Source organism: Erythrobacter litoralis HTCC2594, from assembly GCF_000013005.1.
GTDB lineage: Bacteria > Pseudomonadota > Alphaproteobacteria > Sphingomonadales > Sphingomonadaceae > Parerythrobacter > Parerythrobacter litoralis_A.
Genome location: NC_007722.1, coordinates 319870 through 345402 on the forward strand (window position 1 = coordinate 319870; position 25533 = coordinate 345402).

Sequence of the window (25533 nt, forward strand, 5' to 3'; positions counted from 1 at the left end):
ACAGGTGTGGTTCTTTATTGAAAAGGGTATGTATCGAGTCAGTTCCGGCTGGTCACTGCCTTTTGGTTCGTGACGATTTTGCGGCTCCGGGCATTGGCGAGCGCATCTTCGCGCCAGAAGTGGACCGGTTTCAGCTTCTTCTGGACGAACAGCGTCGCCTGATCGGTGAAATGCGGGCTGTCGGGCCGGGTAATCGCTGCACCGAACGGCTGGACCGAGCGCGATCGCACCCGCTCGCCCGGTCGCCACTCGACCCACTGGATGAAGCTGTCGCCATGGACCAGCCGCAGGCGGCCGTCGGGATCGACCTGCCAGGTGGTCGATGCGCGCAGCGTGTCCGAACCGCCGTCGAGCGGCAGGTCGACGGCATGCAGCCCCGGGTCTTGCCGCAGGCGCAGCAGCTCGCTCATCGGCGGATCGAGCCGACCGAAGTGCTCCTGCAGGTGATCGACCGCCTTGCGCAGATGTGTGGCGACATCGGGCGCTTCGGCTTTGTTCTGGTATTCGGCCGACATGAAGTCCCTAATCATCAGCAGCGCCAGGGCGTCGCCCGGGCCGACATTGTCGGCGGTGAAATCCCATTCCAGCAGGATGCGGCGCGCTTCGCCGAGATCGGCATCGCCCGGCTCGAATTGTTCGAGCGCGTCCCACAGATCTGCGACATAGCCTTCGCGTTCGTAGGCGGTGTCGTATTTGATCCGCCGCAGGGTGTCGTTGTCGAGCCGCCCGGCCTCGCTCATCAGCTTCCACGCGCGGCGCGACCGGTTGGTCTGCTTCAGCTCGACGCCGAGATAGGGCGAAACGCTGTCGGGCGAGAGGTCGCTGTCCGGGCCTGCCGCCCTGAACGGCGTGTTGTTGGCATTCATCAGCCAGCCGCTGGCCGGGTTCACGTATTTGGGGATTGCGGCGTAGTCGACCGGACCGTCCCAGATCAGGTCTGAGCGATCGCCGGGCAGGATGCCGCGCCAGTCGTGCCCTTCCGGGCGGTCCGGGATCGCTGCGTTGTAGACCATGGCGATATTGCCCTCGGCATCGCCATAGATGAAATTGGTGGAGGGCACGTCCATCCGGGAGAGGATCGCCTGCCATTCCTCCAGCGTGCTGGCCTTGTTGAGCCGGTAATAGGCGTCGAGCTGGTCGATATTGTCGATCCCGCCATAGCGCATAGCGAAGGCGCCGTTGTCGTTCACGATCACCGGGCCGTGGACGCTGCGATAGACGGTTTCGCGGATCGGCAGCACAAGCGGGCCGAGCTTTACCGGCAGCGTGACCTCGCGCGCTTCGAGATCACGCCATTCGCCGTCGAGCCGGTATTGGGTACCGTCCTCGTTCAGCACCAGCTCGTAGATATCGACCATGTCCGGGCGATTGACGGTGTTGGTCCAGCCGAGCGTGCGATTGTGCCCGAGGAAGGGGAAGGGCGAGCCGGGGAAGTTGGCCCCGGTAAAATGCCACCCTTCGCCGCTCTCGACGACCATTTCGTACCACGCGACGCCCCCTTCCAGCGGCTGGTGGCTGTTGGAGATCAGGATCGTGCCTTCCCCCGACTTTTCAGGCGCGACGGCAAAGGCATTGGAGCCTGAAAGCGCCGCCATTTCACCCCACGGAAGCGGCATGGCACGGGCGGTCTGCGCAGGTTTGCGCTCCACTTCGATCTCGTCGCCCCCGCTGCCTTCGCGCGGGAAGCCGGGAATATCGGGGCCGAACTCGCGCCGCGGCGGCTTGTTGTCGGAGAGTTGACCGATGACTCCGGCAAGCCCGAAGAAGAAAGGCTGACGCAGCGCAAAGCCCGCGGCGACATCCTCGCCATTGACCGGGAACAGCCCGGCGAGTTTCAGCTCGTCGGGATTCTCTTCGGCGTATTGGTTGAGCCCGGTGGCATAAGCATCGAAGATGGCGCGCGTATCGGCGGGCAGGCTGCCATACTGCCGTTCGGCCGTGCCGCGCGCGTCGAGCAGGTAATAGACGTAATCGACCTGCGCGCCGTCGGGCCCGGCGATCGCGCCATAGCGGCCCTTGGACATGGCGACCACGTCCTGCAGCGTGAAAAAATCGTCCTCGCTCTGCGCGATGGCCACGCCGTAAGCGACATCGGCATCGGTCTCGCCGTAGATATGCGGCACGCCGTAGTCGCTGCGGAGAATTTCGGCCCGGTACGTACGGTGCGTGCTGGGCGCGGCGGTCTCGCGGGCGAAGAACGGCTCCCACGTCATCAGCCCTACAAGCACCACCAGCACGAGCGCCAGCACGCCGCCGCCGATCCGCAGCATCCATTTTCTCATCGTAGTCAGACCTCTCCGGTTGTGGCCAGCCTAGCGACCCGCGTGAGCGGGGTGAAGGGGCAAATCGACTCAGGATAAGTCGCGGGGCGATCTTCCGGTTGACGATCGGCGCACGCTAGGCAGGGAATCGTGCAAGCCGAAATCACCATAGGTCATGAAGCGGGCAAGAAGCCCGTGCTGTTCGATGTCGAGGAACTGCTCGCCACGCGCCTGCTGGTGCAGGGCAACAGCGGTTCGGGAAAGTCGCACCTGCTGCGCCGCCTGCTCGAAGAGAGCGCGGAGATGGTGCAGCAGGTGGTGATCGATCCCGAAGGCGATTTTCCGTCGCTGGCGGAGAAATTCGGCCATGTGGTGATCGACGGCTCGGCCTATTCGCCGCCGGAGATCGAGGCGCTGGCGCGGCGCATTCGCGAGCACCGCGCGAGCGTGGTGCTCGATCTCGACGGGCTGGAAGTCGAGCAGCAGATCCGATGCGCCGCACAGTTCCTGAACGCGCTGTTCGAAGCTCCGCGCGAACACTGGTTCCCGGCACTGGTGGTGGTCGACGAGGCGCAGATGTTCGCGCCTTCGGTCGCGGGCGAGATCGGTGAAGACACCCGGCGGATGACGCTGTCGGCGATGACTAACTTGATGTGCCGTGGGCGGAAGCGCGGGCTGGCCGGGATCGTCGCGACCCAGCGGCTGGCGAAGCTCGCCAAGAACGTCGCGGCGGAAGCCAGCAACTTCCTGATGGGGCGGACCTTCCTCGATATCGACATGCAGCGCGCCGCCGACCTGCTGGGTATGGAGCGGCGACAGGCCGAGCGGATACGCGACTTGGAGCGCGGGCATTTTCTCGCCCTAGGCCCCGCGATCAGCCGCCGCCCGGTGGCGGTGAAGATCGGCCCGGTGCAGACCGGCCACCAAGCGCGCGCCGAAGGGCTGGTGCCACTGCCCAATGCGCCAAGCGGAGGCATGGAAGCGCTGCTGACCGGCGACTTGACAGCTGATGTGCAGGGGACCTCTCCGCCGCCGCCACCGCCGCCTGCGCCCAAACCGGCGGAGCTTGTGCCTGACACTCCGGCGGTGGCCACTACCGGCGAACCGGCCGCAGGGGACAGCGTGGATCGCGATGCGGAGCTGGCGGCTCTTCTCGAAGCGCTGGCCCGGGAGGATGGCGCAACCTTCCAGTCCGCCAGCCGACTCTACCAGACCTTCCTGACCCGCGCGCGGGCCGAAGGCTTTCTGGGTGTGCCGATCGATATGGCAGCTTTCCGTCGTCAGTTCGCGATTGCCAGCGCAAGGCTGGAGCGGCTGGACGAGCCAACGCGCGCTCGAGTGCTGCAACTGGGTGCGCATGTCGATGACGATATCCTCGCGCCTTATCTCGCGATCGCTGCGGCGGCGTCCCAAGGCTTGTCGGCACCCGAAGACGAAGAGCTGGCAAGGGTCTATGGCACCAGCTCGCCGGGCCGCATCCGACGCTTGCTCGACCATCTCGAAAAGCTCGGCCTGATCGTCGTGCGCGAGGAATTCGGCGGTGGGCGCAGCCTGCTGGTGCCGGGGCTCGAAAGTCAGCCAGCCGAGTGATCTGGCCGGAAAAATCGCGTCGCCCCCTGTTCGAGCGCGCACCTGGTCCTATATCCGACTAACACACCTCCTCGTCGAGGGGTTGAAGGACTTGTGTTGCACATTTACAACACTATATGTCTCGGGTAACGATTGAGGGATAGGCGATGAATCTCGAGAAATTTACCGACCGTGCCAAGGGCTTTCTGCAGGCCGCGCAGACGGTCGCGATCCGTATGAGCCACCAGCGCATCACGCCGGCACATTTGCTCAAGGCGATGATCGAGGATCCGGAAGGCATGGCCTCCGGGCTGATAGCGCGTGCCGGCGGCAATCCGCGCACGGTCGAAGACGAAGTCGATGCGGCGCTGGGCAAGATTCCGGCGGTGAGCGGGGGCGGAGCGCAGCAGACGCCGGGCCTCGACAACGACACCGTGCGCATCCTCGACCAGGCCGAAACCATCGCCGACAAATCGGGCGACTCTTACGTCACCATCGAGCGGTTGCTCGTCGCGCTGGCGCTCGCCACCACCACATCGGCGGGGCAGGCGCTCAAGGCGGCCAATGTCGATGCGAAGACCCTCGAAGCGGAAATCAGTGAGCTGCGCGGCGGGCGCACGGCGGACAGCGCCAACGCCGAAGAAGCCTACGACGCGATGAAGAAATACGCCCGCGACCTCACCGAAGCTGCGCGCGAAGGCAAGCTCGACCCCGTGATCGGGCGCGACGAGGAGATCCGCAGGACGATCCAGATCCTTGCCCGCCGGACCAAGAACAACCCGGCGCTGATCGGCGATCCCGGCACCGGCAAGACCGCCATCGCCGAAGGCCTCGCGCTGCGCATCGCCAATGGCGATGTGCCCGACAGCCTCAAGGGCCGTACGCTCATGTCGCTCGACATGGGCTCGCTCATCGCCGGCGCCAAATATCGCGGCGAATTCGAGGAGCGCCTGAAAGCCGTGCTCGACGAAGTGAAGGGCGCCGACGGGCAGATCATCCTTTTCATTGACGAGATGCACACGTTGATCGGGGCCGGCGCGAGCGAAGGCTCGATGGATGCGTCCAACCTCTTGAAGCCCGCGCTCAGCCGCGGCGAACTGCACTGCATCGGCGCGACGACGCTCGACGAATATCAGAAATATGTCGAGAAGGACCCGGCGCTGCAGCGGCGCTTCCAGTCGGTCTATATCGACGAGCCGAGCGTCGAGGACACGATCAGCATCCTGCGCGGCATTGCCGAGAAATATGAACTGCATCACGGCGTGAACATCACCGACGGCGCGCTGGTGGCGGCGGCGCGGCTGTCCGATCGCTATATCCAGAACCGCTTCCTGCCCGACAAGGCGATCGACCTGATGGACGAGGCCGCCTCGCGCATCCGCATGGAAGTGGAGAGCAAGCCCGAAGAGATCGAGAATCTCGATCGCCGCATAATCCAGCTCAAGATCGAAGAGCAGGCGCTCGAGAAAGAGACCGACAGCGCGTCCAAGGACCGCCTCGAAACCCTGCGCAAAGAATTGTCCGAACTCGAACAGAAATCGTCCGAACTGACCACGCGCTGGCAGAACGAGCGCGACAAGATCCAAGGCGAGACCAGGATCAAGGAAGAACTCGACCAGGCGCGGATCGAACTCGAGCAGGCCGAGCGGTCGGGCGATCTCGCCAAGGCCGGCGAGCTGTCCTACGGGCGAATCCCAGAGCTGGAAAAGAAGCTCGAGGAAGCGCGCGCGACCACGGAAAACGCGCTGCTCAAGGAAGAAGTGACCGAAGACGATATCGCCAGCGTCGTTTCACGCTGGACCGGCATCCCCATCGACAAGATGCTCGAGGGCGAGCGCGACAAGCTGCTCAAGATGGAAGAGCTGCTGTCGAAGCGCGTGATCGGCCAGGAAGAGCCCATTATCGCCGTGTCCAAGGCCGTCCGCCGCGCGCGCGCGGGGTTGCAGGATCCGGGCCGCCCGCTCGGCAGTTTCCTGTTCCTCGGGCCGACCGGCGTCGGCAAGACCGAACTGACCAAGGCGCTGGCCGGGTTCCTGTTCGATGATGACGACGCCATGGTCCGCATCGACATGTCCGAATTCATGGAGAAACATTCGGTCGCCCGCCTGATCGGCGCACCTCCGGGCTATGTCGGCTATGACGAAGGCGGCGTGCTGACCGAGGCCGTGCGGCGGCGGCCCTACCAGGTCGTGCTGTTCGACGAGGTCGAGAAGGCGCATACCGATGTTTTCAACGTGTTGCTGCAGGTGCTCGACGATGGACGGCTGACGGACGGGCAGGGTCGGGTGGTGGATTTCAGCAACACGCTGATCATCCTGACCTCGAATCTCGGCAGCCAGTATCTCGCCAATATGGAGGATGGCCAGAAGGTCTCCGATGTCGAGCCGCAGGTGATGGACGTGGTGCGCGGGCATTTCCGCCCCGAGTTTCTCAACCGGCTGGACGAGATCATCCTGTTCCACCGCCTGTCGATGGAGCACATGGCGCCGATCGTCGATATCCAGGTGGGCCGCGTCCAGAAACTGCTGGCGGATCGCAAGATCGTGCTCGACCTGACCGATGCCGCCAAGCGCTGGCTGGGGCGGGTCGGCTACGATCCGGTCTATGGCGCGCGCCCGCTCAAGCGCGCGGTGCAGCGCTACGTGCAGGACCCACTCGCCGAACTGCTGCTGGAGGGCAAGGTGCCCGATGGAAGCACGGTCAAGATCGACGAGGGCGATGGCGAGTTGGAAATGGAAGTCGCCTGACGGCTACCCCAATACGGCTTTCGGTCAGGATATTCGGCCGACCATGCAATCCCGGCGGAGCGGGCGTGCCTGCCGCGCGCAAGGGCTGTAATGATCTTTCGTGCGCGCTTCCGCTCGGGCAATTTTATGCCGACTGCGTGGATCGCGTCGCTCGATTGTGGGATTTCGGCAACATGCTTGCGGGACAATGAACCGCGCATGGGCAAGCCTTTTGACATTTCCGCGGCGCCTATTGCACCTAGGCGACACCGCAGGAACTGGGGGTTCCGCATATTCGAGTCGCGTTCGACGGCAGCCGGGGGGCTGGGTTCGATTTCTGCGTCTCTTTGATGGGGGCTGTCGGTTCCGGTCGCACTGACTGGAGATACCATGAACAAGAATCGCATTAATTCGGTGAAGGGGCTGACGCTGTCCGCTTCTATCGTCGCTCTCGCCGTTTCGGGTCCGGCATTTGCACAGACCGTAGGGACCCCTGAGCCTCTCGAAGGCGACGAATGTGCGCTGAGTGCCGACGGCACCCTGCCCGAGGGCTGTGAAGACGAGCAAACCCCGGACATCACTTCGAACCCGGAAGATGTGGTTCCGCCCGAAGGTCAAATCGTCGTCACCGGTTCGCGCCTCAAGCGCGACACCTTCACCAGCATCTCCCCGCTGCAGGTCCTCCAGACCGAGCAGTCGCGCGATGCCGGCCTGTTCGATCCTTCGCAGATCCTGCAGCGTTCCGAATCCGCTGCCGGTACCCAGATCGACGCAACCTTCCAGGGCTTCGTCCTCGACAATGGCCCGGGCTCGCAGACGCTGAACCTGCGCGGCCTCGGTGCCGACCGTACGCTGCTCCTCGTCAACGGCCGCCGCCTCGCTCCGGCCGGTGTGGAAGGCGCGCCGACCGTCCCCTCGATCAACCTGCTCCCGGGCTCGCTCATCGAACGCTATGACCTCCTGCTCGACGGCGCGTCGTCGATCTATGGTTCGGACGCAGTTGCCGGCGTGGGTAACATCATCCTGCGCAAGGACTTCGACGGACTCGAGCTGTTCGCTCGCGGCGAAATCAACCCTGAAGGCGCCGGTGAAGACTACACCCTCAGCGCCGCGTGGGGCGTCAACGGCGACCGCGGCTTCTTCGGCATCGGTGCCGAATACGATTACCGCGATGCCGTCCGCCTGCGCGACCGCGATTTCTTCAGCGGCTGCGATACACATCGCGAAATCGACGAGAGCGGCAATCTCCTGACGCTCGGCGTCGCCGACAATGCTGTCGTCCAGAACCGGACACCCGGCGTTTCGGTGTCGGAGAGCGAGTGTAAGATCGGCGGCATCAGCGGCCGTATCTTCCAGCCGTTCGCCCGCTTCGGTTCGGTTTATTTTCCGGCCAACGGCAACATCGCCAACTTCCCGCGTGACCCGCGCACCGGCCGTCCGTTCAATTTCGGCGAGTCGACGAACTTCTTCGGAACCGACCTCGATTCAAATGGCGATGGCATCCGCGACGTCGACTTCCAGAACGTCAACACCAACGGCGCCAACCTCGACCAGACTTTCCTGAGCGAGCAGAAGCTGTTCAACGTGATGGCTTACGGTGAGTACACCTTCCCCAGCGAAGTGAACCTGACGCCGTTTTTCGAAGTCAACTACAGCCGCGCCGAGATTTTCTCGGACAATACCGGCTTCCCGCAGCTCTTTCCGAGCGTGCCCGACCTCAACCCCTTCAACCCATGTAACTTCATCACCAACCCCGATGGCGTTGACTGTCGTGCAGTGGACAACGCGCTGCAAGCACAAGCGGGTCGGCCGTTCAGGCCCTTGTCGACCGGCTTCCCGCTTCCGACATCGCCGATTGTTTCCGTCGTCGGTGATCGCAACAACGTCGACATCGTTCAGGAGCAGTTCCGTGCGGTCGTGGGTATTCGCGGCGACGCGCCGATCTTCGGCCCGAGCTGGACCTTCGAAACCTCGCTGGTCTATTCCCGCTCGGAGGGTTCCTCGGTCCGTCGCGGTATCCGTGAAGACCGGCTCGCTCTTGCCATCGGTCTCGACCCCACCGCCGATTACGACGGCGACGGCGTGATCGATAACAACGGCAACGGCATTGCCGACGATTACGACAGCAACCTCGACGTATTCGGGTTCTTCGGCGATCCGCAGTTCATCGGCGTTTGTAACGGTGCAGGTCTCGCCAACCCCGACGCTGCCGCTCCCGATCTCAACGCCGCGGGCTGTGTGCCGGTTAACCTGTTCGCCCCGAGCATCCTCGGTGCACCGATCGGTGACTTCGCAACCCAGGCCGAGCGTGACTATGTCTTCGGGGTCCGCGAATTCGACACCACCTACAAACAGATCGTCTGGAATGGTTTCGTCACCGGCGACCTGTTCGAGCTTCCGGGTGGCACTGCCGGCCTCGTGCTCGGTGGCGAATTCCGCCGCGACGAAATCAACTCGCAGCCGAACCTTACTGCTTCGGACGGCCTGCTGTTCGGTTTCTTTGCCGACCGCGGCGCAATCGGTTCGAAGGAAATCCAGGAAGGCTTTGCCGAGCTCGATCTCCCGCTAATCGCGGGTCAGCCGGGCATCCAGGAACTCAACGTCAACCTGTCGGGCCGTGTTACGAACGAGGAGTTCTATGGCACCAACTTTACCTACTCGGCCAAGATCGGCTATCGTCCGATCGAGCCGCTGTTGCTGCGCGCCAGCTACGGCACGTCGTTCCGCGCACCGAACCTGCGTGAGAACTTCCTGCTCGGTCAGTCGGGCTTCCTGACGCTGTTCGATCCCTGCGCCGTTCCGGACGATGCCTTCGTCGGCGGTGCCTACAATGCGGCAACCGATCCGCGCGATCCGGTGATCCTGCAGAACTGTCGCCGTGAAGGTCGTGACCCGACGGTGGCCGGTGTCGGCACCAACGGTTTCAATACGCTGCAGACGGCAAGCGTCGAAATCGTTCGCCAGGGTTCGCTCGACATCGATCCGGAAACCTCGACCTCGCTGACCGCCGGTTTCGCGTTCGAGGAAACCTTCGGGCCGATCGATTTCAGCCTGGGCTTCAACTACTACCGTATCAAGCTGAAGGATTCGGTGGTCGAGCCGAGCAGCCAGTTCATCCTGAACGACTGCTACACCCGTGACGATGGCCAGCGCAGCCCGTTCTGCGACGACATCATCATCGATGCCAGCCCGACCGGTCGTTTCCTCGTCGAGCAGACGACGCCGAACTTCCTCAACCTCGACCAGGAAAAGGTCGAAGGCATGGACTTCAACCTGTTCATCGGGTCCGAAGTCAGCCTATTCGGTACGCTGGTCGATCTCGGTCTGACCGTCCAAGCGAACCACCTGATGGAACGTTCGACCCTGTTCATCGACGACACCGGCGAAGAAACCTTCGACGACGATGCCGGCGAATTCAGCCTGCCGAAGTGGACCGGTCGTTCGACGCTGACGGCGGACATCGACAATTTCCGCGTAACCTACCAGATCCGCTACACGGGTCCGGTCGAGCAGGACATTCTCGGTATCGACGAGTTCGACGATGCCTTCGGCAGCCGCGGTACCGGCTTCTTCGGTGACACCTGTACGGGCGCTGGCGGTGCGAACTTCGCTGGCGACGGCGTGTTCTGTCGCGATGTGGGCTTTGCGGACGAGCAGTTCCTGCACACCGTCTCGTTCCGCTACCGGACCGGAACCTGGACCTTCCGCGCCGGTATCGACAACCTGTTCGATACCGCTCCGCCGCTGGTCGACGGTAACGAAGTCCTCGCGATCGCCAATACCGCGATCGGTAACGGCTACGATTACGACGGCCGCGAGTTCTTCTTCTCCGTCGAGAAGTCGTTCTAAGAAGGTTCAGCCTTGTTGAACCAGGGAAGGGCGGCTCCGGGCAATTGCGCTTGGGCCGCCCTTTTCGTATCAATTCCAATCCGATATGTTCTCCATCCACCCAATTGTAAGAGTCGCATTATGAAGCTGCTGAAGACCGCCTGTTTTGCCGTTGCCGGGGCTGCGATGGCAGCTGGCCTGGCACCTGCCGCCATGGCCGCCAAGGACAACCAGCCCTCGGTGCCGATCGAAGTCTGGGCGCTGCGCAATGTCGTGAACACCGTGCAGGTTTCGCCCGACGGCAGGCACCTGCTGGTGCTGAAGACCGAGAGCCGCGAAGGCGAGCACATCCTCGAGATCTACAAGACCGACGACATGTCGAAGCCGTTCCGCCGCCTGAACGCCGATCCGATGGAATTCATCAGCGCGAGCTGGGTCAGCAGCAACCACATTTTCGGCACCGCATGGCAGGTCAAGCGCAGCAAGGTGAACGGCCCCGAAGAGGACGTGCGCGAATATGCGACCTATTCCTACAATCTGGAAAAGAACAAGTTCCAGCAGGTCGACGGCGAATTCAGCATCGTCAACATCCTGCCGGGCGAGCCGATGGAAGTGCTCGTCGCCACCGGGCGCGACGATAGCGCGCTGACCGGCGTCGACCCGTTCTCAGCGTTCAAGCCGCGGTCCTATTACCGCTACAATCTCGAGACCGGCAAACGGAACCTCGTGATGCGCGGTACCGTGAAATACCCGCGCCCGACTTTCGATCTCGAAGGCAACCCGCGCTATGTCGAATCCTACGATCCGGCGACCAAGACGCTCAAGACCTACTACCGTCTGCCAGGTGACGGGACCTGGACCGAGTTCGGTCAGAGCTACGATCTCGACAGCCACGAGAATCTCTATCGCGTCCTCGGCGGCTTCATGGGGCTCGCCGGTTTCAAGGAAGACGACCCGACGATCGGCTACATCATCGACAACCGTGGCGAGGACAAGGCCGCGCTGTGGGAGTTCGATTTCAAGACCGGCCAGTTCGGCGAGAAGCTGTTTTCGACCCCCGATGCCGATGTGATGGGCATCGCGACGAGCTCGATGCCGGATTCGACCAAGCTGGTGGCCGCCGTCTACCCCGGTGCCAAGTTCGAGCGCGCCTGGTTCGACACCGAAGAACTCGCGTTGTACGAGCAGTTCTACAAGCTCATTCCCAACGCGCACCAGATCAGCGTTTCCAGCCGTTCGCTCGATGGCAATACCATGGTGGTCCAGAACACGGGCCCAAAGGATCCCGGCTCGTTCTGGTTCGTCAAGGATGGCAAGATCACCAAGCTCGGCAGCCGCAACCCGCTGCTGCAGCCGGAACAGCTCGCCGATGTCGAGTTCATCAAATATCCGGCGCGCGACGGGCACATGATTCCGGCCTATTTGACCAAGCCCAAGGGCGAAGGTCCGTTCCCGCTGATCGTGCTGCCGCACGGCGGCCCGCACGTGACCGAAGTCGTCACCTATGACGAATGGGGCCAGCTGCTCGCCAATGCCGGCTACATGGTGTTGCAGCCGCAGTACCGCATGTCCGTCGGCTGGGGGCAGAAGCACTTCGACGACGCTTACGGCCAGCACGGCCTGCTGATGCAGGACGACAAGGACGATGGCGCCAAGTACTTGATCGAGCAGGGCCTGGTCGACCCCGACCGCGTCGCCATGTTCGGCTGGTCCTACGGCGGCTATGCGGCCTTGGTCGCGCTGACGCGTGAAGACAATCTCTACCAGTGTGCGATTGCCGGCGCGGCCGTCGCGGATCCGGAGAAAGTGTACAAGAAGCGTCGCAATCCCAACGATGCGAAGGCCCTGGACGACTGGAGCCAGCGTCGCGGCATGATCGGCATCAACCCGATCAAGGAGGTGAACAAGCCCTCGATCCCGCTGCTGATGGTGCACGGCGACGTCGATGCGCGCGTGCTCTACTTCAACTTCACCGACTACAAGAAGGCGATGGAGGACGCGGGCAAGACCAATGCGCAATACCTGACGCTCAAGGGTGCCGATCACTTCTCGCGCACGCTGATGTACGAGCACCAGGAAGCATTTTACACCAAGATGATCGACTATCTCGCCAACGATTGCGGGCCGGGCGGCCTGTGATCCTGCGCTGACAGGCAATCAAACAGAAAAGGCGCGGCCCGCGGGTCGCGCCTTTTTCATGTCCAGCCCTGCGATTGCTGAGGCTCAGTGCAAACGAGCCCTGCCGGTCGCGCAATAGCGGTCACTCGATCCGGCGACCTTTCACCCCGATCTGGCCGTTCACGCGGATGAAAAAGCTGCCCATGGCGGCGCGCTTGAACACCACTGTCTGGCCCGGACGCGGAGGCCGCCAGCCGAGCTTGGTTTCGGCGATGCGCCAGGTCGAACCTTCCTCGGTCGTGAAGATCCAGCCCTCGCGACCCTCGCGGCGGACGCGCGTGATGGTGGTTTCCAGCTCGGTCAGTTCGCCCTCATCGCCTCCGAAGAGCTTGAGATTGGGCAGCGAGAAGCCGAACAGGCGCCGCTTGGTGTCCTCGACATCCTGCTGGTCGACGACCTGCAGCGTGCCCTGTTCGGTGGCGGTGATGACTTGGCCTACTTCGCGGTCGTAGCAGGTGAGTCGCTGCATCGGGTCGGCGATCGCCCGGCAGGATTTGAGCTGTTCGATCGTGTCAGTGTCGTTAGCAACTTCGGCATCCTGGGCTACGGACGGCGAAGCTGCGAAAAGTGCTGCCGAAACGGCAATAAGTGGCAAGCGGGGCACCATGGAATCTCCCTGATTTCAAGGCGTCAGTGCCACAGCGTCGCCCCTGCGCCAACTGTCACTTCAAAGTCACACATGGCCGCGCAGTGCGCAAAACGGCGGTTTCCGCATTGCTACGCGGCTTCGCCCTGTCCTAGACGCGGCCCATTCGGACCTAGCTGTCCGAAGGACCAACCGTTCAAGGCGTGCCAAGGTGGCACGCAGGATCAAGGGGATTGGAATGTCCAACCGATTTAACAAGGCGGCCCTTCTCACCGGTACCATCATGGCCGGTGCGATGGTTGCTACTCCAGTTTACGCTCAGGATGGCGACGACGAAGCAGCGCTTCAGTCGGGTGCCGATGCCAACCGCGACGACGGCCTGATCGTCGTTACCGGTTCGCGTATTGCTCAGCGCAACGTCGAGACCGCTGCTCCGATCGCAGTCGTGCAGGATGAAGAGTTCAAGCTCTCCGGTACGGTCAACGTCGAAAACGTGGTCAACACGCTGCCGCAGGTTGTCCCGGGCTTCACCTCCAACTCGAACAACCCCGGCACCGGTACCGCCACGCTGAACCTGCGTGGCCTCGGTTCGACCCGCACCATGGTGCTGGTCAACGGCCGTCGCTGGATGTTCTACGATACAGCGCAGATCGTCGACCTCAACACGATCCCGTCGTTCCTGCTCGACAGCGTCGACGTGGTGACCGGCGGCGCATCGGCCGTTTACGGTTCGGACGCTCTTGCCGGCGTCGTGAACTTCCGCCTCAAGGATGTCGAAGGCATCGAAGTCGGTGGCCAGTACTCGCTGACGCAGGAAGGCGACGGCGCACGCTATAACATCTACGGTGCGATCGGTACCTCGTTCGACGATGGTCGCGGTAGCGCCACTGTCTTCGCCGAATATTTCAATCGTAAGCCGATCTTCCAGGGCGACCGCGACTTCTCGTTCTTCGCGCTGGGTGGCGAGACCTCGCGTGTTCCGCAGCAGCAGTTCGGTTCGTCGACTCTGCCGAACGGCGTCATTCGCTACTTCGGCAACGGCACCCGCACTGGCACCGACTTCGCGGCCAACCGTGCCGTCGTGTTCGACGATGTTGCGGGTGACTTCCGTACGCGGACCGGTGACCTCTATAACTATGCTCCGGTCAACTACCTGCAGATCCCGCAGGAACGTTACCTGATCGGCGGCTATGCGGATTATGAATTCGCCGACGGCCATGAAGCCTACATGGAAGTGTCGTTCGTCAACAACCGCGTAGCCCAGGAATTGGCGGCTACTCCGGTAACCGGTACGTTCAACGTCGATCTCGGCGTGATCCAGCCGTTCCTGACGCCGTCCGACTTCGCCCAGCTTCAGCAGCTTGATCGTACTGAAACCGGCACCGGTGCTTCGGCTCCGAACAACAACCAGTTGGCGCTCTTCCTGCAGCGTCGTACGATCGAAACCGGCCCGCGTAACAGCCTCGACGAGCGTAACGCTTTCCGTGTGCTTGGCGGTGTCCGTGGTTCGCTTACCGACTGGCTGAATTACGACGCGTATTATATGTACGCCCGCACGCGTAACGCCAACGTCCAGGAGGGTAACATCTCGCGGTCCGCTTTCCAGCGCGGCCTCGATGGCACCGATCCGGCGATTAACATCTTCGGCCTGAACACCCTCACGCCTGCCATGGTCAACCAGATCTCGATCCGTGCGCAGAACGGCGACATCTCGACGCTTGAAGTTGCCAACGCTGCCCTCTCGGGCTTCATCGGCGACCTCGGCTTCGGTGGCGGCGACATCGGCTTCGCAGCCGGTGTCGAGTACCGCGAAGTTGCTTCGCAGTTCATTCCCGACACGGCTCTCGCCTCGGGTGACGTGATCGGCTTCAACGCCGGTAGCCCGACCGAAGGTGGTTACAACGTGCGTGAGTTCTTTGCAGAGCTCAACGTACCTGTGTTCGAAACCGATGGCGGTACGCGTCTCGAACTGACCGGTGCAGGTCGCTATTCCGACTACTCGCTCAACGCGATCGGCGGCGTGTGGACCTATGCTGGCGGTGCGGAACTCGCACTGGTCGACGGTATTGTTCTTCGTGGCCAGTACCAGCGCGCAGTTCGTGCCCCGAACGTGGGCGAACTGTTCGGCGGTCAGGCAATCGGCTTCCCGGGTGCAACCGACCCGTGTGGTACGGCTGCTGCTACTCCGGGTAGCGCGCTGGGCAACATCTGCGTCGCCAACGGCGTGCCGGCTGCCAATCTCGGTAGCTCGCAGATCCAGTTGAACACGCAGATCCCGGCTCTGTTCGGCGGTAACCCGCTGCTTCAGGAAGAAACGTCTGACTCGTTCACTGCAGGTATCGTGCTTCAGCCGTCCTTCATCCCGGGCCTGACGATCACGGCCGACTACTTCGATATCGAAGTTGAGGACGCGATCAGCACGATCTCGCTGCAGCAATCGTTCGATCTGTGTTTCAACCAGGTCCAGAACCCCGCTGCGACAGCTTGTCAGCCGTTCTTCGCGTTCGGTCCGATTCGTAACGCCGGTGGCGCCATCACGACGGCGAACCCGCCGGTCCTTGGTCCGCAGAACGTTGCGAACCTCGGCGTTTCGGGTGTCGACCTTCAGGTCAACTACACGACGACGATCCCGTTCTCGTTGCTGACCGACACCGGTGAGCAGACGGTCAATCTCAACTTCCTCGGCACCTGGACCGAAAGCGCATCGTTCGAAGCGTTCCCGGGCGCCAACGTCGTTGAGTGCGCCGGCGAGTTCGGCCAGACCTGTGGTGAGCCCACGCCTTCGTTCAAGTGGACGTCGCGTCTGTCGTTCGTCGACGGCCCACTGACTACCTCGATCCGCTGGCGTCACCTGTCCGGCGTCGAAGATGACGACGATACGGTCGATTACGCTGCCTTCAACGGCGTCGAGCGTATTCCGGCTTACGACCTCATCGACCTGACCTTCTCGTTCGACGTGAACGAGCAGGTGACGGTGGCCTTCGGTGTCAACAACCTGTTCGACGAACTGCCGCAAGCGCCCGTGTTCACGGCCGGTAGTGTTGTCGTTCAGAACCAGAACGACGGAACCCGCCTTGGTGACAACCAGGAGCAGGCCAACACCTACCCGAGCACCTACGACGTGCTGGGTCGCGACTTCTTCGTCTCGGCGAACTTCCGCTTCTAAGACGACGCTAGTCCAAGGACAGAAAACGGGCGGTGGAGCTTCGGCTCCGCCGCCCTTTTCTTTTGCGCGGGAGGTTGTCGGCTCGCGGATGCTAGCGGGCGCGGTTCCTCAACCGGGGCGCGTCCGTTAGGTTCTAACTGACAGGGGTTGGGCTTTACGCCAGCGTCAGGAGGCGAAATTCGGCAAAGGGGGCCGATTCTTGCGCTTCGGCCAGCGGCGCGCTGCTTGCCGATACAAAGCCTGCAGCCTCGAATGCAGTCGCCCACGCATCTTCATCCGCCGCGGTTCTGCAAGCGGCTTCCAGCGATGCGATCCGCCCCATTTCATTGGCGGCCTGCACGCCGATCTGATCGAGTGTCGCCGCGAGTTGGGCAGCCGGGACATGTGCCGGGGCCAGCAAGGTGCGCCGCACCGCTTCGGAAATTTCCCACGCTGCTGATTGCGGCCCGAAGCGATGCGCGCCTTCCTGCACCGCCTGCGTGATTTCCATCGGGACGGCAGCTACGCCGCCTGCGCGCAAGGCGAGACTTCGCTTGGCAACGCCGATGACATCCTTGCGCTCCAATGCCCAGCCGATCTGCATCCGCCGCGCTTTGTTGTGGGCGAGGATCGGGCCCTCGAGCCGGTGCGTCATCAGCGCCACCGTGCCGCCCGGCGCCAGCACGCGCGCAATCTCATGCGCGGTCTTGGCCATATCGCCATATTCAAAGCCGAACTGGCTTACGACAGCTTCGAAACTTCCATCATCGAACGGCAGCTCTTCCATGGGAATGCCGGATTTGACTGTCGTGCCTTTCGGCGGGGGCGGCAGGCTCGGCGCCAGATCGACGCCTGTGCATTCCAGGTCGGGCCGGGTGTCGAGCATCCAGCGCATCACCCGGCCGTCGCCCGTGGCCAGATCCAGCACGCGCGCGCCTTGCGGCAAGTCGGCTGCGAAGCCGTGCCACGCTTCTTGCTGGACTGCGTCGATGCCGCGCCAGCCTTCTGGCAGACACCCACCGCGCTGCTGCCCGCTTTGCCGGGCCCAGAAGTCGCCCCAGGCTGCTTCGCTGTCGTGTGCCATCGTCTCAGTCCTCGCGAGTTACGACGTCGAAAGCAACCGTCATCCGCCGCGACGGCCCGAAGGGCGTGGTGCCGTGATAGAGCGTGCTGGGAAACAGTGCGAGGTGGCCGACCTTGGGTTCGATCACGCGGACCGGCCCCAGATCGACACGCAGGTCGGGGGCAGGGCGGCCCACTTCGAGGTCGCCTTCGCCCTTGCCGCGCCCCTCCGGCAGTTCGAGGTAGCAGGCGGAGCTGACGATCCCCTGCGGATGGATATGCGCGGTATGATGATCCCCGCCACCCAGCAGTCGCACCGACCAGGAGCCGAGGATCCGCCACGGCGTCTCGCGATGCCGCAACAGCGGATGTGCCTCGTCGAGCGGCGGCAGGCCGCTGCGATAGTTTTCCAGCGTCGCAAGGATCGCGTCTTGCAGCGCCGCGAATTCCGGTTCGGTGCGGTGAAACAGGATGCCGCGCGTCTGCGACCCGCCGCGCAGCGACTGGCCCAAGGGCATGGGGGAATTATCGTGCAGTTGATGAAGCTTGGCGATGGCTGGCGGCAGCACGCTATCGGCCTCGACCAGCGGCTCGAGCCCGACCAGACCCTCCTGCTCGTGCAGCCACGCCGCGCGATCGTCGCCCTCCAGCCGCCACGCGATTCCGCGCAGCGCCCAGGCGGAAATATCCCAGGGTTGCTCCGCCAGCGCCCTGTCCAACGCAGCGTGCGCGCGGTCGACCTGCCCCAGCCGCAAGCGATGCCGGGCTTCCTGCACGAAGCGGTCCGCGCTTTCCAAGGCGAGTTCGGCGAAGATTGTGTCCGCCCGAGCATCATCGCCCGCGGCCCCGGCATTCACCGCTTCGAGAAGAGCGAATTGCGGGATCTGCGGAAACCGCTGGCGCGCCTCTGCGGCGACGTTTGCCGCGTCTGCCGCGTAGTCCAGCCCGGCGAGCACGGAGATGTGATCGGCAGGGATGTTGGGATCCTGCTGCACGCTCATCGCTGCCAATGTGTAGTGGTTGCACCACTCCTTGTCGCCCGCGGCGTGGCGGAGCTGGGCGAGGAAGCGCAGCCCTTCGAGCCAGTGCGGCGCCTGCTCGACCAATTGCTCTGCGATCTCGCGCGCGCCCTGCCGATCGCCGGCGACATCGAGCGCCTGCGCCTTCGCAAGCCAGATGTCCGCATCGCCTGAATTGACCGCCAACGCGGCATCGACCCGCGCCACCGCATCGGCCTCGCCGCGTTCGATCGCGGTTCGTGCCCGTCCGTGCAACCCGCGCGCATGGTTCGGATCGAGCGCGAGGCACAGATCGTACCACTCGGCTGCTGCTGCAGGATTGCCCGCTTGCCGCTCCGCCGCAGCCCTGGCTGAGCAGTAGCGCACGGCCTCCCGTCCCTGGTTTTCGAACGGAGCCATCGCAGCAACGGCTGCCTGTGGTTTGCCGCTGCCGCACAGGGCAATGCTGAGATTTATGGCGAAATCGACCGTACTTGGGCGAGCCTCAAGCGCGGCGGCGAAGAATTCGGCGGCCTTGGCCGGGTCACCCTGCCGGATGCAGACATTGCCTGCGCTGTTGAGCAGGTCGGCATGGCCGGGATGCGCCTTCAGCCCCTCTTCGAGAATGGTGAGCGCCTCGGCAGGATTGCCGGCGCGTTCGGCAGCAACCGCGCGGGCGTGGAAATCCTGCGGGGCGGGGGCGCTGCTCACCGGTCGCGCAGCCAGCCGGTGATGGCATAGCGCCCCAGCGGCGCGAAGGGCGCCACGATACTGACCGAATGCGGCTGCGGCACCAGCAGCAGGTTGAGCGAGTTGAAGCGCGGCAGGAAGCCCTGTTCGATGTTGCCATCCTCGTCCAGGAATTGGAGATACCCACCCCAGTCGGGATGCCAGTCGTCGATGGTGAAGTTCATCACGTAGGCGACCTTCCACCCCTCGGCGACGTGGCTGTCGATATGGCGCCCGAGGAAGTGCTGCCTGGCGTAGAGCGTCGCCTGCCCATCGGCCTTAACCAGATCGTCGAAACCGGTGATGTCGCGCGCCAGCTGGATGAAGTCCGGCGCGTTGATGTATTCGAGGATAAGCTCGTGCGGGCTGCCCGGGTTCCAGCCTTCCTGCACCGCCTGCAGGATCGGATATTGCGCATAGCGGAAAGCGTACTTGCCTTGCGCTGCTGCCTTGTCGGTGGCTGCGCCCAGTGCCTGCGCGCGCTGCTGTCCTTCGCGGGTGTTCATCTGCTGCGGCAGGACCTGCTGCGGCCCGTCCTGCCCCGAGCCGTCGGCCTGCATTGCGAGGCCCCACGGCGTTGCCGTCTGCAGGATCGAACGGATTTCTTTGGCCGTTTCTTCTGTGAGAAAATCGCGCACCTGCACGCGCGTGTCGTGTGCGAAACGCGCCGCCAGTTCGGCCCGGTCCAGGTCCGGATTAATCTCGAAGAGCTTCTTCGCCATGTTCCCGCCGCGCTTTATGCCTATGCGCTTCGGCTTGGCAACCGGATGGTGCACCGCGAGCGGAAAACACGGTCCAGAAACCCGGTTGACGCAAACGTAAGGTCACCTTACGCGAGTGGCAAATCGCAACGTATCGAGAGGAATGCCCATGACCACCGCCTATATCGTCGAAGCCGTTCGTACCGCGGGGGGCCGTCGTGGAGGCCGCCTGGCCGGTGTCCACCCGGTCGACCTGCTGGCGAAATCGCTCGATGCGGTGGTCGAGCGCAGCGGAGTGGATCCGGCGGCCATTGACGATGTGGTGACCGGCTGCGTCAGCCAGGCTGGTGAGCAGGCGATGCAGGTTGGCCGCATGGGCGTGCTGGCCTCCAAGCACCTGCCGCAATCGACCCCGGCGGTGACGATCGATCGCCAGTGCGGTTCGTCGCAGCAGGCGATCCAGTTCGCGGCGCAAGCGGTGATGAGCGGGACGCAGGATGCGGTGATCGCCAGCGGCGTCGAAAGCATGAGCCGGGTGCCGATGGGCTCGAACGCGACCTTCCACATGAAGGAAGGGCTGGGCCATTACAAATCGCCGGGCCTCGAAGAGAAATACCCGAAGGTTCAGTTCAGCCAGTTCATGGGCGCGGAAATGATCGCCAACAAGCATGGCTTCGACAAGGACCAGCTCGACAGCTTCGCGCTCGGCAGTCATGCGAAGGCGATCAAGGCGACCGAAACCGGCGCTTTCAAAGCCGAGATCGTCCCGGTCGAAGTGGAAACACCCGAAGGCGAGCAGATGCACACTGTGGATGAAGGCATCCGCTTCGATGCCACTTTGGACGGCATTGCCGGCGTCAAGCTGATCAGCACGGAAGGAAAGATCACCGCCGCCACCTCCAGCCAGATCTGCGACGGGTCGAGCGCTGTGCTGGTGGTGAGCGAGGAATTCCTCAAGACCCACAACCTCACCCCGCTGGCGCGCATTCACAACCTGACGGTGACGGCCGGTGATCCGGTCATCATGCTGGAAGAGCCGCTGTTCGCCACGGACAAGGCGCTGGAGCGCGCGGGCATGAAGATCGACGATATCGATCTTTACGAAGTCAACGAAGCCTTTGCGCCGGTGCCGCTGGCGTGGCTCAAGCACACTGGCGCGGACCCGGACAAGCTCAACGTCCATGGCGGCGCGATCGCGCTAGGCCACCCGCTGGGGGCTTCCGGCACCAAGCTGATGGCGACACTCGTCCATGCGCTCAAGCGCCATGACAAGAAGTACGGCCTGCAGACGATGTGCGAAGGCGGCGGTGTCGCCAATGTGACGATTGTCGAGGCGGTTTAGGGTCTAGCCGGACTTACCCAATCCCGTTCGGGCTGAGCCTGTCGAAGCCCCGTCCTTTTCTTCGGGTGCGCGGTTCCAAAAAGAAGTACGGCCCTTCGACAGGCTCAGGGCGAACGGTTTTTTTGTGTTTCAGGAGAGAATAATGGAAGTATCAGCCAACACCCCCGCCGTCGTGACCGGTGGTGCATCGGGCCTCGGCGAGGCCACCGCCCGCGCGCTCGCTGCCAAGGGCGCGAAGGTCGCCATCTTCGACATGAACGAAGAGAAGGGCGAAGCCGTCGCCAAGGATATCGGCGGCGTGTTTTGCAAGGTCAATGTGACCAGCGATGAAGAGGTCGACGCCGGTTTCGCCAAGGCCCGCGACGCGCACGGGCAGGAGCGCATCCTGGTCAACTGCGCCGGCATCGGCAATGCGATCAAAACCGCCAGTCGCGACAAGCAGACCGGTGAAATCAAGCATTTCCCGATTTCGGCTTTCGACTTCGTGATCCAGGTGAACCTGATCGGCACCTTCCGCTGCATCGCCAAGTCGGCCGCCGGGATGATGAGCCTCGACCCGCTTTCGGACGAAGGCGATCGCGGCGCTATCGTGAACACCGCTTCGGTCGCGGCTGAAGACGGGCAGATGGGCCAGGCCGCCTATTCGGCATCGAAGGGCGGCGTCGTCGGCATGACCCTGCCGATCGCGCGCGACCTCATGCGCGAAGGCATCCGCGTGAATACCATCCTGCCGGGCATCTTCAACACTCCGCTGATGAACGCCGCCCCGCCGCAGGTGAAGGAAGCGCTCGCCGCCAGCGTCCCGTTCCCCAAGCGGCTCGGCAATGCGGAAGAATACGCCAATCTCGCCATGTGCATGATCGAGACCGGCTATTTCAACGGCGAGGACGTCCGCTTGGACGGCGCCATCCGCATGGCACCGCGGTAAGGATGGACTTTCCTACAGATAGGGCGAGCGCTAGCTTGTCGACATGATATACGCAGCGCCCCGCATTCCCCTGTTTCGGCAGCGGAATCGGGGCGCTGCTTTTTTCGGCATTGGACCGTGTAACATGCGGTCCATGTGTTCGCCCGATGCGATGAATGGAGAGGCTTCGCGATGACCGACTACACCCAGATCCTCGTCGACAAGGCGGATGGCATCGCCACCGTCACGCTCAACCGTCCGGAGAAGATGAACGCTTTCACCGGCACGATCATGAGCGAGATCATCACGGCGATGGACGATCTCGACGAGGACGACGATGTCCGCGCGGTGATCTTCACCGGGGCCGGAGACCGGGCCTTCTGTGCCGGGGCCGACCTGACGCCCGAAGGCGGGGGTCGCGTGTTCTCCGACCCCAACGAAGTCGATGACCTGTCCGACGAGCGCGTGCGCGACGGCGGCGGGCGGCTGACGCTGCGGCTGTTCGACAGCAAGAAGCCGCTGATCGCGGCCTGCAACGGCGCGGCGGTGGGGGTCGGTTCGACCATGCAATTGCCGATGGATATCCGCCTTGCGAGCGACAACGCGCGCTACGGCTTCGTCTTTGCGCGGCGCGGGATCGTGCCGGAAGCGGCGTCGAGCTGGTTTCTGCCCAAGCTCGTCGGCATCAGCCAGGCGCTGGAGTGGTGCTATTCGGGCCGGGTGTTCGATGCGCAGGAAGCGCTCGCCGGGGGCCTGGTGCGTTCGGTCCATCCGCAGGCCGAACTGATGGACGTGGCGCGCGGGATTGCACGAGAAATCGCCGACAACACCTCGGCTGTTTCGGTGTCGATGACCCGCGCGATGATGTGGCGCCTGCCGTCGGGCGATCACCCGATGGACGCGCACCGCATCGATAGCCGCGCGATCTATCGCCTGTCTCGGGGCAAGGATGCGGCGGAAGGTATCGCCAGCTTCCTCGAGAAGCGCGAACCGAACTATCCCGGCAAGGTCAGCGAAGACATGCCGGACTTCTATCCCTGGTGGGACCAGCCCGAATACAAGTGAGATCGCACACATGAGCAATTGGCATATCGGCGTCCTTGGCGGATCGGGTCTGTACGAGGGGATCGCGCTGGAAGAACAGCAGGAGATCGAGGTTTCCTCACCGTTCGGCGCACCTTCCGGCCCGGTCACTACCGGGCGAATCGGCGATGTGCGGCTGACCTTTCTTGCACGCCACGGGGCCGGGCACCGCCTGTCGCCCGACAGCGTCAATTATCGCGCCAATGTGGATGTGATGAAGCGCTGCGGGGTGACGGACCTGCTCGCGATCAGCGCGATCGGGAGCCTGCGCGAGGAGCTGGCACCCGGCAGTTTCGTGGCCGTCGACCAGTTCATCGATCGCACGCTGGGCAGCAGACCGTCCAGCTTCTTCGGCGTAGGGCTGGTGGGGCATGTCGCGCTCTCCGATCCGGTCTGCACAAGACTGTCGGGCCTCGCCGCCGACGCTGCCGAAGCGGCGGGCGCAACTGTGCATCGCGGCGGGACCTATTTGGCAATGGAGGGTCCGCAATTCTCGACCCGCGCCGAAAGCCGCATGTACCGCGCGTGGGGCGGAGACGTCATCGGGATGACGGGCATGCCCGAGGCCAAGCTCGCGCGCGAAGCGGAGCTGCCGTACGCCATGCTCGCCATGGTCACCGATTACGACAGCTGGCGCGATGACCAGGCGGGCGTAGAGACGGTCGATATCCTCAAGGTTCTGCAGGCCAATGCGGATATGGCAAGAAAGACCATGTTACAGCTGGTCTCGTCGTTACCCGCTACGCGCGAGCCAAGTCCGCATGACACCGCACTCGAATATGCGATCTTGACCACGCCGGAGCAGCGCGATCCGGTGCTCGTCGCCAAGCTCGATGCCGTAGCCGGACGGGTGCTGGGGTAAAGCAAGCCTGCGCTTGCCAAGTGGATGGTTTCGTTGGAAACTAGTGTCATGGCCAGCGACATGACTCATGCCCCGGTCCTTGCGGACTTTCTGCCCTACCAGCTCTCGATCGCATCCAATGCGGTCAGTGGGCGCATTGCCGAACTTTACCAGGCGCGCTTCGAGCTCAAGATCAGCGAATGGCGGATCATGGCGGTGTTGGGGGAGGCCGACGCCCTGACCCAGCGCGAACTGGCTGCCCGCACTCTGATGGACAAAGTGGCGGTGAACCGAGCGTGCAAGGTGCTGGAGGATCGGGGCCTCGTCGCGCGTCGCCCCAACGAGGAAGACGGTCGTTCTCACCATGTCGCGCTGACCGGCGAGGGGCGGGAGATCTACGGCCAGATCATGCCGCTCGCGCGCGATGTCGAGCGGCAATTGCTGGAGCCCTTCGCTGAAGAAGAACGCGATATGCTGCGCGACCTGCTCGGGCGCTTGCGCGAAGCCTCGCTCAAAATAGAAGCGGCGGGAGACTAGGTCCCCCGCCGCTTGCCTTCTTCCCGAGGAGGAAGGGTTACATCGAGAATGCGTCGCTGATCGAACAGGCCGCCGGACCGAGGATGACGATGAACAGGACCGGCAGGATGAACAGGATCAGCGGAACGGTCATGATCGCGGGCAGGCGCGCGGCCTTTTCCTCGGCGCGCATCATGCGCTCGTTGCGGAATTCGGCGGAAAGCACGCGCAAGGCCGAGGCCAGCGGCGTACCATAGCGTTCGGTCTGCACCATGGTGGTCACTACGCCTTTGACCGCTTCGAGATCGACGCGATAGGCGAGGTTGTCGAAGGCCTGCTTGCGTTCGGTCAGGAACGAGAGTTCGATGGCGGTGAGCGCAAATTCGTCGCCCAGTTCCGGATAGGCACGCCCCAGTTCCTTGGCGACGCGGTTGAAGGCAGCGTCGACCGTGAGGCCGGCTTCCGCGCAGATGACCAGCAGGTCGAGTGCATCGGGCAGGCCCTTGCGGATTGCGTCGGTGCGTTTTGCTGCCTTGTTCTTGAGCAGCATCTCCGGGCCCTTGTAACCCAGGCCCATCGCGACCACGAGCGCGGCATAGCGCTTCATCGCGCCCCATTCGGGGAAGAAGTCGAGGCCATAGACGACCAGGGCGACGATCCCGCCGAGAACGATCGGCAGAACCAGCCGCGCCCCGATAACGACGACCGCGAGTTCCTTGTTGCGGATGCCCGCATGCGCCAGCTTCTGCTGGATGACTTCGATCTGGCTCTGCTGCAGAACCTTCATATTCTGCAGCGTGTCCTTGACCTTTTCGGTCTGGTCGGTCTTGCGGACCAGGCTCTGGCGCTTCTTGCCGCTCGACTTGACGATACCGGCTTTCAGCTCGTCGCGACGCTCGTTGAGGGCCTTGACGCGCTTGGCCATGGGATCCTTGATTGTCACGGCGGCATAGATCGCCATCATGACGGCAAGCGCTGCGAGGCCGGCAAGGATCGAGCCGACGAGAATAACGTCAACACCGAGCAGGGTGGGGCCGGATGAATTCTGGATCATGTCCTGC

16 protein-coding genes are annotated in these 25533 nt (G+C 63.3%); 10 read left to right on the top strand and 6 right to left on the bottom strand.

The window, feature by feature from the left end:
• Nucleotides 1-38 precede the first annotated feature (38 nt).
• The gene (locus EL2594_RS01415; RefSeq protein WP_049762414.1) at nt 39-2282 is read right to left on the bottom strand and encodes an acylase; all 2244 of its coding nucleotides are present in this window, start codon (nt 2280-2282) and stop codon (nt 39-41) included.
• 129 nt (nt 2283-2411) lie between these two features.
• Here EL2594_RS01415 and EL2594_RS01420 point away from each other — a divergent pair, with 129 nt between their 5' ends.
• The 4 genes from EL2594_RS01420 (at nt 2412) to EL2594_RS01435 (ending at nt 12523) form a co-directional block, all read left to right on the top strand.
• Nucleotides 2412-3851, top strand: coding sequence for an ATP-binding protein (locus EL2594_RS01420; protein ID WP_011413254.1), 1440 nt, complete (start codon nt 2412-2414; stop codon nt 3849-3851).
• Nucleotides 3852-3997: 146 nt separating this feature from the next.
• Nucleotides 3998-6577, top strand: a complete 2580-nt coding sequence (gene clpB, locus EL2594_RS01425; RefSeq protein WP_011413255.1) for an ATP-dependent chaperone ClpB — start codon at nt 3998-4000, stop codon at nt 6575-6577.
• Nucleotides 6578-6946: 369 nt separating this feature from the next.
• Nucleotides 6947-10405: a TonB-dependent receptor domain-containing protein gene (locus tag EL2594_RS01430; protein WP_011413256.1), complete on the top strand. Its 3459-nt coding sequence runs from the start codon at nt 6947-6949 to the stop codon at nt 10403-10405.
• A gap of 120 nt (nt 10406-10525) precedes the next feature.
• Nucleotides 10526-12523: an alpha/beta hydrolase family protein gene (locus tag EL2594_RS01435; protein WP_011413257.1), complete on the top strand. Its 1998-nt coding sequence runs from the start codon at nt 10526-10528 to the stop codon at nt 12521-12523.
• A 121-nt stretch (nt 12524-12644) separates the two neighbouring features.
• On the opposite strand, the gene EL2594_RS01440 is transcribed toward EL2594_RS01435, so the two are convergent.
• The gene (locus EL2594_RS01440) at nt 12645-13169 is read right to left on the bottom strand and encodes a hypothetical protein (RefSeq protein ID WP_011413258.1); all 525 of its coding nucleotides are present in this window, start codon (nt 13167-13169) and stop codon (nt 12645-12647) included.
• A gap of 217 nt (nt 13170-13386) precedes the next feature.
• Between EL2594_RS01440 and EL2594_RS01445 the strand changes: the two genes are divergently transcribed.
• Nucleotides 13387-16314, top strand: coding sequence for a TonB-dependent receptor domain-containing protein (locus tag EL2594_RS01445; protein ID WP_011413259.1), 2928 nt, complete (start codon nt 13387-13389; stop codon nt 16312-16314).
• Between the two features lie 154 nt (nt 16315-16468).
• Here EL2594_RS01445 and EL2594_RS14805 read toward each other — a convergent pair whose 3' ends face one another.
• From EL2594_RS14805 to EL2594_RS01460, 3 genes are read right to left on the bottom strand one after another with little or no spacing between them, the layout of a single operon-like run.
• On the bottom strand, nt 16469-17377 hold the full coding sequence (locus EL2594_RS14805; RefSeq protein ID WP_011413260.1) for a class I SAM-dependent methyltransferase: 909 nt from the start codon (nt 17375-17377) through the stop codon (nt 16469-16471).
• 4 nt (nt 17378-17381) lie between these two features.
• Nucleotides 17382-19064 carry a putative 2OG-Fe(II) oxygenase gene (locus tag EL2594_RS01455; RefSeq protein WP_011413261.1) on the bottom strand — a complete coding sequence of 561 codons (1683 nt, stop codon included), beginning with the start codon at nt 19062-19064 and terminating at the stop codon, nt 17382-17384.
• Nucleotides 19061-19804: a 2OG-Fe(II) oxygenase gene (locus EL2594_RS01460; RefSeq protein WP_011413262.1), complete on the bottom strand. Its 744-nt coding sequence runs from the start codon at nt 19802-19804 to the stop codon at nt 19061-19063. The genes EL2594_RS01455 and EL2594_RS01460 overlap by 4 nt, the downstream gene beginning before the upstream one ends.
• A 148-nt stretch (nt 19805-19952) precedes the next feature.
• Here EL2594_RS01460 and EL2594_RS01465 point away from each other — a divergent pair, with 148 nt between their 5' ends.
• The 5 genes from EL2594_RS01465 to EL2594_RS01485 all read left to right on the top strand — a co-directional run bounded on the left by EL2594_RS01465 (nt 19953) and on the right by EL2594_RS01485 (nt 24493).
• Nucleotides 19953-21125, top strand: a complete 1173-nt coding sequence (locus EL2594_RS01465; protein WP_041685523.1) for an acetyl-CoA C-acetyltransferase — start codon at nt 19953-19955, stop codon at nt 21123-21125.
• A gap of 142 nt (nt 21126-21267) precedes the next feature.
• Nucleotides 21268-22053 carry an SDR family NAD(P)-dependent oxidoreductase gene (locus EL2594_RS01470; RefSeq protein WP_011413264.1) on the top strand — a complete coding sequence of 262 codons (786 nt, stop codon included), beginning with the start codon at nt 21268-21270 and terminating at the stop codon, nt 22051-22053.
• A gap of 171 nt (nt 22054-22224) precedes the next feature.
• A complete protein-coding gene (locus tag EL2594_RS01475) occupies nt 22225-23097 on the top strand; it encodes a crotonase/enoyl-CoA hydratase family protein (RefSeq protein WP_011413265.1) in 873 nt (290 codons plus the stop codon).
• Nucleotides 23098-23107: 10 nt separating this feature from the next.
• The gene (locus EL2594_RS01480) at nt 23108-23977 is read left to right on the top strand and encodes a 5'-methylthioadenosine phosphorylase (RefSeq protein ID WP_011413266.1); all 870 of its coding nucleotides are present in this window, start codon (nt 23108-23110) and stop codon (nt 23975-23977) included.
• A gap of 48 nt (nt 23978-24025) precedes the next feature.
• Entirely contained in the window at nt 24026-24493 is a 468-nt protein-coding gene (locus tag EL2594_RS01485) for a MarR family winged helix-turn-helix transcriptional regulator (protein ID WP_011413267.1), read from the top strand.
• 37 nt (nt 24494-24530) lie between these two features.
• On the opposite strand, the gene EL2594_RS01490 is transcribed toward EL2594_RS01485, so the two are convergent.
• Nucleotides 24531-25526: a type II secretion system F family protein gene (locus tag EL2594_RS01490; RefSeq protein ID WP_011413268.1), complete on the bottom strand. Its 996-nt coding sequence runs from the start codon at nt 25524-25526 to the stop codon at nt 24531-24533.
• Between the last annotated feature and the right edge of the window lie 7 nt (nt 25527-25533).

Bases quoted from the DNA above. Each gene is read 5' to 3' on its own strand.
- EL2594_RS01415 (WP_049762414.1), bottom strand. From the start codon at position 2,282: ATGAGAAAATGGATGCTGCGGATCGGCGGCGGCGTGCTGGCGCTCGTG.
- clpB (WP_011413255.1), top strand. From the start codon at position 3,998: ATGAATCTCGAGAAATTTACCGACCGTGCCAAGGGCTTTCTGCAGGCC.
- EL2594_RS01430 (WP_011413256.1), top strand. From the start codon at position 6,947: ATGAACAAGAATCGCATTAATTCGGTGAAGGGGCTGACGCTGTCCGCT.
- EL2594_RS01435 (WP_011413257.1), top strand. From the start codon at position 10,526: ATGAAGCTGCTGAAGACCGCCTGTTTTGCCGTTGCCGGGGCTGCGATG.
- EL2594_RS01440 (WP_011413258.1), bottom strand. From the start codon at position 13,169: ATGGTGCCCCGCTTGCCACTTATTGCCGTTTCGGCAGCACTTTTCGCA.
- EL2594_RS01445 (WP_011413259.1), top strand. From the start codon at position 13,387: ATGTCCAACCGATTTAACAAGGCGGCCCTTCTCACCGGTACCATCATG.
- EL2594_RS14805 (WP_011413260.1), bottom strand. From the start codon at position 17,377: ATGGCACACGACAGCGAAGCAGCCTGGGGCGACTTCTGGGCCCGGCAA.
- EL2594_RS01460 (WP_011413262.1), bottom strand. From the start codon at position 19,804: ATGGCGAAGAAGCTCTTCGAGATTAATCCGGACCTGGACCGGGCCGAA.
- EL2594_RS01465 (WP_041685523.1), top strand. From the start codon at position 19,953: ATGACCACCGCCTATATCGTCGAAGCCGTTCGTACCGCGGGGGGCCGT.
- EL2594_RS01470 (WP_011413264.1), top strand. From the start codon at position 21,268: ATGGAAGTATCAGCCAACACCCCCGCCGTCGTGACCGGTGGTGCATCG.
- EL2594_RS01475 (WP_011413265.1), top strand. From the start codon at position 22,225: ATGACCGACTACACCCAGATCCTCGTCGACAAGGCGGATGGCATCGCC.
- EL2594_RS01480 (WP_011413266.1), top strand. From the start codon at position 23,108: ATGAGCAATTGGCATATCGGCGTCCTTGGCGGATCGGGTCTGTACGAG.
- EL2594_RS01485 (WP_011413267.1), top strand. From the start codon at position 24,026: ATGGCCAGCGACATGACTCATGCCCCGGTCCTTGCGGACTTTCTGCCC.
- EL2594_RS01490 (WP_011413268.1), bottom strand. From the start codon at position 25,526: ATGATCCAGAATTCATCCGGCCCCACCCTGCTCGGTGTTGACGTTATT.